Source organism: Pectobacterium punjabense (assembly GCF_012427845.1).
GTDB classification, from domain to species: Bacteria; Pseudomonadota; Gammaproteobacteria; order Enterobacterales; family Enterobacteriaceae; genus Pectobacterium; species Pectobacterium punjabense.
Genome location: NZ_CP038498.1, coordinates 3,878,288 through 3,891,318, shown reverse-complemented (window position 1 = coordinate 3,891,318; position 13,031 = coordinate 3,878,288). Strand labels below are relative to the sequence as shown.

The following is a 13,031-nucleotide window of genomic DNA, read 5'->3' as shown; positions in this document are numbered from 1 at the left end:
GAACACACTTATTTTTCAGCCCATACGATCGTTGTCCTGGAATACAGGGTGTGATTTCTTATGCAACTAAGCACCCGTCAGGTTCGTGTTTACCGTCTTGCCAAAATTCTGGGGGCAGGAAAACCCGTTGCCGCAAAGCAGATCATCACGATGTTGGACTGTTCGGAACCCACATTGACTCGGGTACTGAAAGAGTTGAGAAGTGCCTACTCCGCTGAGATAAAGTACAGTAAATCTCTGCATGCTTATCAGATGATTCATCCCGGCCAGCTTGATAAAAAAGAACTGCGTCGTATGGCGCAAGCGCTTGATTCCAATGCCGAGTTGAAAGAAGAAGAAACGGTTAGCCGGGTCTTTCTGGATAAAGAAAAAAAGAAAGCCGTTTCCCTGTCATTAAGGATGTCGGTGCTGCGTAAAATCGATACGCTGGCAGGTCTTAAAGACGTTACGCGCAGCGAAGCGGTGGAAATGCTGATCGGTAAATGTGCTGATGAACTGATTCGTACGTCTTTACCACCACGGAAATAAGCTCCACGTCTTCCCGTCCCCCCCTACAACATCCCATTCAACCCTCTCAATTCTGCGGGTTGGTGGTGCGCATTTTTTGTTGAGATAACAACCAGAAGGATTATGATATCTCCATCATATTATGCATAAGATAAACGGATTGATGATATGCGAAGACTACCCGTCTATTTGTTGTTGGATACCTCTGGTTCTATGCACGGTGAGCCAATTGAAGCCGTCAAAAATGGGGTACAGACGTTACTCACGACGTTGCGACAAGATCCCTACGCGTTGGAAACCGCTTATGTTTCCGTCATTACCTTTGATACCTCCGCCCGCCAAGTTGTACCGCTAACTGACCTGCTTACTTTCAAATCCCCCGATCTGGTTGCGAATGGCACGACTGCGCTGGGCGAGGCGCTATCGTTGGTGGCACAGGCTATTGAACGCGAGGTTCAGAAAACCACGGCGGAAACGAAGGGTGACTGGCGTCCTCTGGTCTTTATCATGACTGATGGTGCGCCAACGGATGACTGGCGTAAAGGTGTCGCTGACTTTAAGTCGGCACGTACGGGCGTCGTTGTTGCCTGTGCCGCTGGGCAAGTCGCGGAAACAAAGGTTTTGCAGGAAATTACCGAAATCGTTTTACAGCTTGATACGGCGGATTCGAACGCCATCAAAGCATTTTTCAAGTGGGTATCGGCGAGTATTTCTGTTGGAAGCCAAAAAGTGGAGTCGGGTAAAAAAGACGTTATCGGTCTTGACGATCTCCCCCCACCGCCGCCAGAAGTGAATGTCGTGCTCTAATTCTATTATCAAAAACAAGGAGACTGTATGTCAGTCAGTTTGCGTAAAGGACAAAGTGTTAGCCTCAAGAAGAATGAATTTGATCTCTCCTCTGTCACCATCGGCCTGGGTTGGGACATTAGCGAAGAGAAAAAAAGCTTCCTGGGGGGAATATTTGGTAAGAAAACAGAAGATGAGTATGATCTCGATGTTATTGCTTTCCTGTGCAATGCCGAAGGAAAAGTAGTTGATTTGGGGCAAATAGAAGATGGCCGACCCACTTTGGATAACGGGGATGTGATCTTTTTCAATAACCAGCGTCACCACTCAGGTCAAATCTGGTTAACTGGCGACAACCGTACCGGAGCAGGAGATGGCGACGATGAACAAATCATCGCTAACCTGAATACGCTGGATGCCAAATACGAAAAAATTGTTTTTATCGTCCAAATTTATAACGGCCAGGAACAGCAACAGCATTTTGGTAAAGTGAAGAACGCGTTTATTCGCGCTGTCGATGCCAAGAATGTAGAAATGGCGCGTTTTGATCTTTCCGGCGGGCCTGCATTTAACCAACAATGCTCTATGGTATTTGCCGAACTGGTGCGTGAAGGCACGGGTTGGAAACTCTGCGCTATCGGTGAGCCTTCCGATTCAGATAGCTTTATTACACATTTAAAGAGCTACCTGTAAATGAGGCGGCTACCTGTTTATCTCTTGATTGATACTTCAGGCTCAATGCGCGGCGAGTCCATTCATGCGGTCAATGTGGGGATTCAGGCCATGCTAAGCGCACTGCGTCAGGACCCTTACGCGCTAGAAAGCGTCCATATCTCGATCATCACCTACGACAATGACGCGCGAGAGTTTATCCCCTTGACGCCGCTGGAAGATTTCCAGTTTACCGATATCGTGGTTCCCAGCGCGGGTGGCACCTTTACGGGGGCGGCCCTTGAGTGTTTGATCCAGTCCGTCGATCGTGATGTTAAACGCTCCGATGGCGATCAGAAAGGCGACTGGCGTCCTCTGGTATTCCTCATGACGGACGGCAGCCCTTCTGACGCCTACGCGTATGATGAAGCGGTGACCGAAGTCAAAAAGCGCGCCTTTGGTTCGATCATTGCCTGTGCGGTTGGGCCGAAAGCCAAGCATGAACACCTGAAAAAACTGACCAACCAAGTGGTGGCCTTAGAAACGCTGGACTCTACGGCGTTTGCCGGTTTCTTCAAATGGGTTTCTGCGAGCGTCGCGTCCGGCAGCACCAGCTCCGGCGTCACGGCGGGTCAGGATAACCTACCGCCGCCGCCTCCCGAAATACAGCTGGTTCTGTGACGTCAAGGCAGGGCTCCCGACAGGGACCTTGCCTTTTATTTAGCGACCACGCTCACATTTAAACCCATAGACGTGCTTGCTGCGAAGGCGATTCGCTTACAGGCTATTGGCTTAATAAAGGTGTCTGTTATGAGACGACTACCCGTTTTCTTCGTTCTCGACTGCTCGGAGTCGATGATCGGAGATAATCTGAAGAAAATGAACGATGGTCTACAGGCTATCGTTAGCGATTTGAAAAAAGATCCTCACGCCCTCGAAACAGCTTGGATTTCCGTCATCGCTTTTGCCGGTGTGGCGCAAACCATCGTTCCCCTAGTGGAGGTGGTATCATTCTATCCACCGCGTCTGCCGTTAGGCGGCGGTACCAGCCTTGGTGCCGCGCTGCGGGAATTGACTAAGCAGATCGATGAACAAGTAAGAAAGACGACGCAAGAGCGTAAAGGTGATTGGAAACCCGTGGTCTATCTGCTGACAGATGGCCGCCCGACGGATGATACCGCACCGGAGATTACACGTTGGAAACAGCACTACGCTAATAAGGTCAACCTGATCGCGATTGGTCTGGGAGCCTCTGCCGATTTGAATACATTGCGCCAACTCACCGAAAATGTATTGCTGTTTACTGAGGCACAGGAAGGGGACTTCACCCGTTTTATCAAATGGATCACCGCGTCTGTCACTGCCCATAGCCGTAGCGTCGGGGAAGATGCGCCACCGTTGTTGTCGAATAATGAGTCTATTGTTCGGCTGGCTAAGGATGAGGTCGCGCGGGCGTATGATGAGAACTGTGTCATTCTGGTTGGTCGCTGCAACAAATCTCGCCGCCCCTATCTGATGAAGTATGAGCGCCCCAACGTTAACCTGTCGTCCCTCAATTTTAAGCTCAATATCAACGGATTTAATCTGGCGGGCTGTTTCCCGATAGATGAAGATTATTTTGCCTGGAGTGATGCCAGAGCCTCTGCATTGCAAGTAAACACGAGCGAATTACACGGCGCGCCGGGTTGCCCCCACTGCGGTAATGCCAGTGCCTTTGCGATGTGTTCCTGCGGAAAACTCCTGTGCATCAATGGGCCAGAAACTGTGATATGCCCTTGGTGCAATCATAACATTAGCTTTAGTGAAAACGGCGGTGTGGATGATTTCGATGTCAATCGCGGGAGGGGCTAATGGATATTGATGTCCGTCCAGATCTCCAGATCTTCGCGCTGATCTTGCAGCAGGCAGGAAAAACGCTTCCCGACGCTGACGTTAATGCGTGGGACGATGATGCTGAGCTGCGCGCACTGTTAGACAAACTGCGTGAACAGGTAGTGCTCAAAGTGGAAAGTATCGCGCTGCCTCTTTCTATTACAGAAAACGGTGACGCTACAGGAAGCCGTAGTGCTACAGAAAACCGTAGTGCTACAGAAAACGATGATTCTAAAGAAAACAATGACTCTCAGAGCATGAAGCCTGACTCTGTTGAAGCCTTAGCGGCATCAGCGGACGCTGTCATTACGCCGCCGGATGCCGTGGAGATATCACAGGATATGGCCACTGTATCGGTACAGGGCGAGGTGACCTCCTCTGAGATAGCTGCACCAGAAGCAGTCGATCCACCGCCGGTGCCTGTGGAACAGGAGAAAGTGGAAAAAGAACAATGGGAAGCGATGTCGTTTGCAGAGTTGAATGCCGCACAAGCTCGCCCAGCTACGGTAAATGCGCTAAAACCTGGGCAAGTTCCCACGCCGAGCCAGAGTAATAAAGCCCCTCCCGCGGCGGTGAGTCTGCCACAGGCAAAAGTGAATATCGCTAATGCCCGCGTCGGTACACCCTTTAATTCACCCATTGAGATTAGCCTTGATAACGGGATGACGCCTGATGTGCAGGAGGTGGTGTTTAGCGAGGCGATCGGGCTGCATTTCGACCGAGAGACTGCGGCGTTGGTGGGAGTGCCGACACGAAGTGGTGATTGGGAAATCGCTGTCCACTGGTCATGCGGAACTGCGACGGTGGGCGTCACAAAGGTACTTTTGATCGTGAATCCCGATCCGCGCAGCCTATGGAAAATCATCGATCCCCCCGCTGACGATCGTTATTTTAAAGCGAATATCGCGCAACAAGCGATCCGGCTGCCGGGCGTTAACATTGTTGCCGCCAGTCGTCGAGGGCGTTCGCACGAGCACGTCGGTTCGTTTCGTGATGATGACTATTTTATCGCACACGACAATGATAGCGGCTGGAGTGTCCTGTTGGTTGCTGACGGTGCTGGGAGTGCGAAAAATTCTCGGCAGGGATCGCGGCTGGTCACGGCAGTGGTTGGCGACTATTTAGCGCGGCAGCTGGCAGGGGAATCGGCGTCAGGATTAAAGCGCGCGATCGCCGATTGGACGCCGGAAGATCAGCGGGAGGTCGGCACCTTCTTTGTCAGCCAATTTCATAAGGCCGCACAGCTTGCGGTGCATAAGATCCACGGCGAAGCGCTGGAAACGAACGAAAGCATCAAATCCTACTCCACCACGCTGTTAGCAACGGTTGCGTTACGCACTGATGATGGGTTATTTGCCGCGTCGTTCTGGTTAGGAGACGGTGCTATCGCCGCCTATGGGCCCGCGGGGAAAGTCCGTCTATTAGGCATGCCGGATAGTGGTGAATATGCTGGGCAAACCCGCTTTCTGGATCAGGATGCCGTACAGGACACCCAGTTTAGTAAGCGCGTTATTATTGGTAAATGGAGCGAGATCTCGCACCTGATCCTGATGACCGACGGGGTATCCGATCCGTATTTTGAAACGGATAACGGGCTACAAAACGCGGCAAAATGGGATGCACTGATTGCCGACATTGCCCCTTGCCTGAATGACGGCGAGCAGGCGGCAGAACAACTGACTGAGTGGCTAAACTTTTTCTCGCCCGGAAACCATGATGACCGGACGATTGTCGTGGCATGGTGAGTCTCAGAAATGGATTGCTGGTGATAATAAATGGCGAATATTATTAGTTGTACCACCCGAGATGGCGAGCTCGTCCAGTACGTTGACGAAGTCATCGGTTCGGGTTCGATGAAAGATGTCTATTTCTCTCCTGACAAGACCTACGTGGTGGCGTTCTATAAAAAGCCACAGAATGAGCAGGCGAAAGAGCGAATTGCGATGATCACCGGTCGCTATCGGCAAAGTATTTTTGAGCAGGCGGGCGGCGAGTATTGGCAAGACCTGTTCTGCTGGCCGACCAGCGTGGTTGAACACGAGGGGCGAATCGGCATTGTGGTGCCAACCTACCACAGCCACTTTTTCTTTAAGTATGGTTCCAAGAATAATGATTTTCTTGGCATCAAAGGACGAGAAAAAGAAGGAAAATGGTTCGCCAGTGCGAATAACCAGAACAAATTTCTCGATCCGCGTGAGCGCGGTAACCTGCTGAATTACCTAAAAGTCTGCTTGCTATTGACCCGGGCAGTGCGCCGCATGCACGCCGCTGGTCTGTGCCACAGCGATCTGAGTTATAAGAACGTGCTGGTTGATCCCGAAGCGGGTCATGCCTGTGTGATCGATATCGATGGTCTGGTGGTGCCGGGGAAATATCCACCGGACGTCGTGGGTACGCCGGACTTTATTGCGCCCGAAGTGGTGAAAACGACTCACTTGGCGAAAGAAGATGCCAATCGGATTTTGCCTAGCATCAGTACCGATCGTCATGCGTTAGCCGTATTGAACTACATGTATCTGTTTTACCGGCACCCGCTACGGGGCGGTAAAATTCATGATATGGATGATGAAATGCGGGACGAAGCGCTGTCCATGGGGGAAAGGGCGCTGTTTATCGAACATCCGACAGACCGCAGCAATGCGGTTAAGCTCAGCCAAGTCAGCCCGTCATCTTTGCCGTGGGCGGATACGGATAAGATCCCCTATACCATTCTGGGACCTTATCTTACGCCTCTGTTTGAGAAAGCATTTATTACCGGTTTGCATGAGCCAACCCAACGTCCGACGGCGGATGAGTGGGAAACGGCACTGGTGAAAACGGTCGATCTTATCCAGCCGTGCCAGAATTCGGCGTGCGAACAGGAATGGTATGTCTTTTCGGGTAAGACTCAGCCCTCATGCCCGTATTGCGGTACGCCGTATAAAGGCAAGCTGCCGATACTCAACCTGTATTCTTCGCGTAAAACAGGGAGCTATCGCCCTGATGACCATCGTCTAATGGTCTGGAACGGCCAGTCTTTGTATGCCTGGCATGTTAATCGCCTGATTGCCCCAAATGAGCGCACGACGCCAGAGCAGAAGAAACGTGTGGGTTATTTTGTCTTTCATAATGACCAATGGTGGCTGGTGAATGAAGGCATTGAGGAGTTGATGTCGTTACCCGATAAACAGAGGATCGCCATCGGGGATAAGCTGGCGTTGACGGACGGCGCACAGTTTGTCCTTTCCACCCAAGAGGGGGGAAGGCTCGTGGTGGTACAACTGGTATCCAATTAACGTTCGACTGTACCAACCGTGTGCATGACATTAAGGGCAGCGTCTGGCGGGAAGTTTCCCGGCATTGCTGCCCTTATCTATTTCTCTTGGTCGCCCGGCGTTAGCCGGTGTGGGGCTTACTTCATGCTGGCGACGAGGGTATCAACGTTGTGCTTAAACGCGGCCGTATAGGTCGCTGCCGGGCCGGATGCGTCGGTCAGGGCTTCCGGGTACAGTTCACCGCCGGGCTGTGCGCCGCTGGCATTGGCGATTTGCTTCACCAGACGTCCATCGGTCTGGTTCTCAATGAAGTAGCTTTTCACCTTCTCTTGCTTAATTTGCTTAATCAGCGAGGCCACTTTTTTGCTGCTGGCTTCAGATTCGGTAGAGTAGCCCACCGGCGACAGGAATTTCACGCCATAGGCCTGACTGAAGTAGCCGAACGCGTCATGGCTGGTCAGCACCTTGCGTTTTTCTGGAGGAATGGCGGCAAAGGTTTTCTTCGCGTAGCGATCCAGTTCCTGTAGCTGCGTAATGTAGGCTTCGCCCTGCTGACGATAGTAATCGGCATTGGCAGGGTCGGCTTTTGCCAGCGCATTGACGATATTGTGTGCGTAGATCACGCCGTTGCTCATGCTGTTCCAGGCATGCGGATCGGTTTCCGTTTTGCCGTCTTCTACCATTGAGCGTGTTTCAATCCCGTCGGAGGCGGTAATAACGTTGCCATGATAGCCAGATGCGGTGACCAGTCTGTCGATCCAGCCTTCTAAACCTAGACCATTAACGAAAACCAGATCGGCGCTAGCCAACGTTTTACTGTCTTTTGGCGACGGTTCAAACTCATGTGGATCGCCATTCGGTTTTACCAGATCGGTCACGGTAACGCGATCGCCGCCGATGTGGCTGACCATATCGCCAAGTACGGAAAAGCTGGCGACAACATCAAGGTTCTTTGCCATCGCCAGTGGACTAAGCAGCAGGCCGGATAACGCGATAGCTAATAGTGAACGTTTCATTTTTCCCTCACAGAAAGTTGCAGATAACAAAATTTATCGATCAACGACGCAGGCGTAGCAGCCCACCGTGGTGACCAACACAGACGGAGAAACAGAAAAACAGCGTCATCGTCAGGATGATGGCGGGGCCAGCAGGCAACTCGGCATAGTAAGACCACAGCAGCCCAATCAGGCTGGCAACCATTCCTTGCAGCACCGCAATACCGAGCATGGCGGGCAGGCGCTGCGTCCAGAACCGTGCGCTGGCGGCTGGCAGCATCATCATGCCGACCGTCATCAGCGTGCCTAGCAGCTGGAACCCTGCGACCAGATTGAGCACCACCAGCGACAGAAATAGGCCGTGGATTAGCGCCCGATAGCGGCCTGAGCTGATGCGCAGGAAGGTTACGTCAAACGATTCAATCACCAGCGCCCGATAGAGAGCGGCCAGCACCAGCAAGGACGACGATCCGATCAACGCAATGTCGATCAGCGCGGCGCGATCCACCGCCAAAATCGATCCGAACAGGACATGCAGCAGGTCAATGCTGGAGCCACGCAGTGAAACCAGCGTGACGCCAAGCGCCAGCGAACCGAGGTAAAATCCTGCGAAGCTGGCGTCCTCTTTTAATTCCGTGTGGCGGGTGACGAAGCCGGAGAGCATGGCGACGGATAGCCCGGCAATAAAGCCACCGATTCCCATTGCCAGCAGTGACATCCCGGAGATGAGATAGCCGATTGCCACGCCGGGTAATACGGCATGCGACAGGGCATCGCCAATCAGGCTCATACGTCGTAGCAGCAGGAAACAGCCCAGCGGCGCGGCGCTCAATGTGAGTACCAGACAGCCGACTAGCGCGCGGCGCATAAAACCGAATTCGGCAAAAGGGGAAGTCATCAGGTGGAATAGCATCATGACGTGACGATCCTGAGCGTTGGCGTATCACTTTCTGCCTTGCGCAGGCTATGTAATATGGGTTGGGCATCTCCCCAGCGATGACCGCCCTGGGTGAGCTGCAAGATAGTTGGAAAGTGCTGCCCAACCAGTTCCAGATCGTGCAACACGGTAAGAATGGTTCTGCCTTCGGCGTGAAGCTGCTCGATAATCTGCAAGAGTGCCTGCGTGGTTTGGCTATCGACGCCGGTAAGAGGCTCATCCAGCAGAATGATGGGAGCCTGCGTTAGCATCAGACGAGCGAAGAGCACGCGCTGTAGCTGCCCGCCGGACAGGACGCCAATATGACGATCGGCGAAATCTCCCATTGAGACGGCGTCGAGGGCATCAATGGCTTTGCGGTGCCAGTTGGCGTTAATACTCCGTAACAATCCGCGATGGGGCAGTGAACCCATCAGCACCAGATCGCGCACGTTAATCGGAAACTGCCGATCGAATTCGGAGAGCTGTGGCAGATAGCCGACAGCATTCTCTTTGCTACCAGCCCCGAGGTTGAACGTACCGTAAAGCGGTGGCAGCAAACCCGCCAGCGTTTTCAGCAGGGTGGATTTCCCCGTACCGTTCGCGCCAATAATTGCCGTCAGCGATCCCTGATGAAAACACCCGCTGAGCGTACCTAATGGTGGTTGGCCACGGTAGCCAAAAGCCAGTTCCTGTAAAGTGATCATGGCAGCATCACCGCCCACCCGACTAATAGCCACAACAGTGCTAACAGCAGGGAAACCAGTAACACGCGCTTCAGCGCGGAGAGAGAGTAAAAATTTGTCATTGTCATCGGTAAAATATCAATTGTTATATTATAACATATCAGTTTTTAACGATGACGGTAGGGGCAATAGGTAAAAAAGTATGTAAGTCGATATTAGCGCGAGGGTTATCGTTCTTTTTGGGACAATAAGAATATTTGTATGGAACCAACGCTGTGCCCACTGCCAATGGCAATTGACCGAGCGACTTCTGTGAGGTCGGAGCTATTCATCGATTTATATTTATAAGTCAAATATATTGTAATGATGTCTTTCGATATTTTTATCGAATGCTTATCATATATATTTTTTTCCTTATTTTAATTTATTGGATTTATTTTATATGTAAATATTCTTAGGCTCGATGCTTTGATAGAAATAATTATATTTGTCATCAGATTCAAAAAGTATTTGAATAAACTCATCCTCAATTAATTGTTTGAATACATTGAGTAATTTATCAATTTCAATTTCTTTATCTTTTGAAATTCTATAAATGCTTTTATATCCATCAACTTCATTTAAAATTAAATTCAATAATTCATTAGTGATAGGGGTTATTTTTACTTTCACCCTATTGATAAGGAAATTTTTATGTTGAAAAGTTGTATCATATTTGAAGTTATTATTATATACATATGATGAAAACCAAGGGAAAAATGGAATTGATTCTGGGGAAAGGTTGCTTAGTTGAAATTCAATCCTTTTTTTATTGACAATTTTAGGATACAAGAATCTTCTGAATTTATTAATTATTTGGAATGGAGATATTTCGTATAACTTTCTTTTTCTCAGGTAATGAGATGTTAATGAAATGTTTAACCCTTCATTTTTGCTTTCTATTTCATGAAAACACCATGCTGGCATAAAAACGGCGGTTCCTGGATGGATATCTATTTCTATTATACTATTTCCATTTTTTTTAAGTTCTTCTACATTATATTTAAGTTTATGAGGTTGTTTAAAATCAGCTAATAGAGCAATTTTATAAGATTCTGGTATCAACCGAAAAGTTTTGACTCCTTTAATCTGTAAAAATAGAGTATCTACGGGATCTGCATGTAATAAACTTAATGTTTTACCATTCGATACCCAATGATTATGAAGATTACTTCCTTTCATATAATCCATGAAATCTGTTTTTTCTGCTAGAAAGTTGTCAAAATCATTATTTCCACATGTTCGTATTGTTTTCCATCCTGTGGGATTGTCTCGAGTGGAACGAAAATATGTAACGTAATAATCTCCGTTATTATCTAAAAACATGCTTTCTAAGTCTAATCTTTTATTTCTCCCCTGAACTTCTGCGTAAAGGGGTTTATCAGACCAATACGAACCATTATGAATGCTAGATAGGAATTTTTTTTCTTTCAAAGAAAGAATATCTTCTACTGAGCATGAATCTAGTTTTTTATTTAATGGTAAATTAAAAAATATACAGGGCTGAGTCATGTTTCTTGTATGCTTTTTTAAATTGTCTTTTGTCAGTGGCTTTGATTTTAAGTCAATTTTTTTCATGATAAAATTCCTTTTTATTTTCTTGTTTAAAATAAAGTATGCGAAATGTTAAAATTAAGATAATTAAAGTTGTAAACATGGATTGAGTGTATATTATTTTATACAACTCCCCATTGTGAAGTTTATACAGCCATATGGCAGGTATAAAACCTAGTAAAAGAATAATTACAGCTGTAGCTTGAGAGTAAAACGTATCCTGTAATGCTCTCAGGTGACTCATGCATAGAAGCATCAAAGAAGATGTCGCGAATAAAAAAGAGAGACCTATAAAATATGAGTTATCTATCAACTGAGGATTTGCACCATAAAGTCTTATCAAGTAAGGATAAATTAGCCATGTAATAAATATCATTAATATAATGAAAAGAAATGATAACTTTACCCCACTAATGAAAAATTTTTTATGTTCCCTCTTATCACTTTCACTAACAAAAAGACTGTGTATCTGCGAAAATGCACCAAATGGTAACGATATAATCCCTATGATACTCATTATTATTGATAGATCTGAAACTAAATCTATATTAAAATTAGTTAAGCGCTGTGTAATCAAAAAATACACAAGTTTTTGTCCTGCTAACCCTAATGCTACCGGCAAGCCTATACGAAGGATCTTTGATGAAATAAATTTCATGCTTTTAATTTTATGTCGTTTGTATTTTCCTTTAAAATAGTTATACAAAACATGAGTGTATAGCATCAATATAATTATTTCTATGAGTAAGAAAACAGAAAAAACATGCCATGTGAGTAGTTTTTTAACATAAAAAGAAATGCTTATAATAACAAATGAACTGGTGAAGGTTGTAATTAGTTTTACCTTTGCCATTGCTATGTTATTTACGAACCCTTCAATAAAGTAAAATAGATATGTGTTTGCTATTAGGAGTGGGACGCAAAATATATAAATTTTACTGGCGGTAATTACGGATTCATTCTCTTTGCTAATGATATTGTCTTTCATTATAAGGGCAGATATAAAACCTAGCAATGACATTAAAATTGCTATTGGTAGTCCGCTTAAAAAAATATCATATCCAGATTTCCCATTGTTTTTTTCTTCAACAGAAATATTCCCTATCATAGCAAGTGGCATGGACATTAAAACTACAGGTAATGAATACATTGCGGTAAGGTAACTAAACTTACCAAGTTCCGGATAATTTAATTTTGAAATTAAAACTATTATGAGTGTAAAACCAATAAAAGGTGCTAATCGGCTTGTAATAAATGGAACAAGTTTTAGCTTAACGTTTTTATTATACTTCCCATCACCAAATATCAACAATTTTTTCACCAAATTCTAATTCATAAATTTCTTGTGTTAATTCAAACGCAATTTTTAGGTTTTTATAATCATCATTACCTCTCATTCCAAAATATGGGTAGTGATGAAAATAATATCCAAATATATTATCGCAGTCATAAATGTATGATCGAGTATCAAGGATGTGATGGTGCCAAAATTCATCAATTGCAATGCTAGGGACAATAACTTTAACTTCTTTGTTATATTTCTTATTTAAGTATAGGAAATTTTTATAATATTGTTCTGTCATTATTAATTCTTTATTGCTCCACACCCTTGAAATAAGTGGATCATTTCGAGATAATTTATTTTTTAGTGCGGAAAAATCTATGGAGTCTATATAATTAACCGCATCTTCCAAACTGGGTTCCTGGCCAGTTAGATTGACATTCATGCTATGCGGAAGAGTTTTTACAATATTATCCAGCATTGATTTAT

13 protein-coding genes are annotated in these 13,031 nt (G+C 46.7%); 7 read left to right on the top strand and 6 right to left on the bottom strand.

What is annotated here, in order from left to right; translation table 11 throughout:
• Nucleotides 1-60 precede the first annotated feature (60 nt).
• The 7 genes from E2566_RS17670 (at nucleotide 61) to E2566_RS17640 (ending at nucleotide 7,091) form a co-directional block, all read left to right on the top strand.
• Nucleotides 61-528 carry a tellurium resistance protein TerW gene (locus E2566_RS17670; RefSeq protein ID WP_107168043.1) on the top strand — a complete coding sequence of 156 codons (468 nt, stop codon included), beginning with the start codon at nucleotides 61-63 and terminating at the stop codon, nucleotides 526-528.
• 147 nt (nucleotides 529-675) lie between these two features.
• Entirely contained in the window at nucleotides 676-1,314 is a 639-nt protein-coding gene (locus E2566_RS17665) for a vWA domain-containing protein (RefSeq protein WP_107168044.1), read from the top strand.
• Nucleotides 1,315-1,341: 27 nt separating this feature from the next.
• Complete coding sequence (locus tag E2566_RS17660) at nucleotides 1,342-1,986, top strand: TerD family protein (RefSeq protein ID WP_107168045.1); 645 nt, start codon at nucleotides 1,342-1,344, stop codon at nucleotides 1,984-1,986.
• Entirely contained in the window at nucleotides 1,987-2,625 is a 639-nt protein-coding gene (locus E2566_RS17655; RefSeq protein WP_107168046.1) for a vWA domain-containing protein, read from the top strand.
• A 129-nt stretch (nucleotides 2,626-2,754) separates the two neighbouring features.
• On the top strand, nucleotides 2,755-3,795 hold the full coding sequence (locus E2566_RS17650; RefSeq protein ID WP_005975029.1) for a TerY-C metal binding domain-containing protein: 1,041 nt from the start codon (nucleotides 2,755-2,757) through the stop codon (nucleotides 3,793-3,795).
• Nucleotides 3,795-5,561 (top strand): PP2C family serine/threonine-protein phosphatase, encoded by a 1,767-nt coding sequence (locus E2566_RS17645; protein WP_107168047.1) that lies wholly within the window; start codon nucleotides 3,795-3,797, stop codon nucleotides 5,559-5,561. The genes E2566_RS17650 and E2566_RS17645 overlap by 1 nt, the downstream gene beginning before the upstream one ends.
• 30 nt (nucleotides 5,562-5,591) lie before the next feature.
• Nucleotides 5,592-7,091 (top strand): helix-hairpin-helix domain-containing protein, encoded by a 1,500-nt coding sequence (locus E2566_RS17640; protein ID WP_107168048.1) that lies wholly within the window; start codon nucleotides 5,592-5,594, stop codon nucleotides 7,089-7,091.
• A gap of 116 nt (nucleotides 7,092-7,207) precedes the next feature.
• Here the strand turns inward: E2566_RS17640 and E2566_RS17635 are convergent, their stop codons facing one another.
• The 6 genes from E2566_RS17635 to E2566_RS17610 form a co-directional block, all read right to left on the bottom strand.
• Nucleotides 7,208-8,086, bottom strand: coding sequence for a metal ABC transporter substrate-binding protein (locus tag E2566_RS17635; protein WP_107168049.1), 879 nt, complete (start codon nucleotides 8,084-8,086; stop codon nucleotides 7,208-7,210).
• A 40-nt stretch (nucleotides 8,087-8,126) separates the two neighbouring features.
• Nucleotides 8,127-8,981, bottom strand: a complete 855-nt coding sequence (locus E2566_RS17630; protein WP_107168050.1) for a metal ABC transporter permease — start codon at nucleotides 8,979-8,981, stop codon at nucleotides 8,127-8,129.
• Nucleotides 8,978-9,688, bottom strand: coding sequence for a metal ABC transporter ATP-binding protein (locus E2566_RS17625; protein WP_107168051.1), 711 nt, complete (start codon nucleotides 9,686-9,688; stop codon nucleotides 8,978-8,980). Before E2566_RS17625 ends, E2566_RS17630 begins: the two co-directional genes overlap by 4 nt.
• 417 nt (nucleotides 9,689-10,105) lie before the next feature.
• On the bottom strand, nucleotides 10,106-11,284 hold the full coding sequence (locus E2566_RS17620) for a cupin-like domain-containing protein (RefSeq protein WP_107168052.1): 1,179 nt from the start codon (nucleotides 11,282-11,284) through the stop codon (nucleotides 10,106-10,108).
• A complete protein-coding gene (locus E2566_RS17615) occupies nucleotides 11,271-12,581 on the bottom strand; it encodes a hypothetical protein (RefSeq protein WP_107168053.1) in 1,311 nt (436 codons plus the stop codon). Before E2566_RS17615 ends, E2566_RS17620 begins: the two co-directional genes overlap by 14 nt.
• On the bottom strand, nucleotides 12,556-13,023 hold the full coding sequence (locus E2566_RS17610) for a glycine-rich domain-containing protein (RefSeq protein WP_107168054.1): 468 nt from the start codon (nucleotides 13,021-13,023) through the stop codon (nucleotides 12,556-12,558). Before E2566_RS17610 ends, E2566_RS17615 begins: the two co-directional genes overlap by 26 nt.
• Nucleotides 13,024-13,031: the final 8 nt, after the last annotated feature.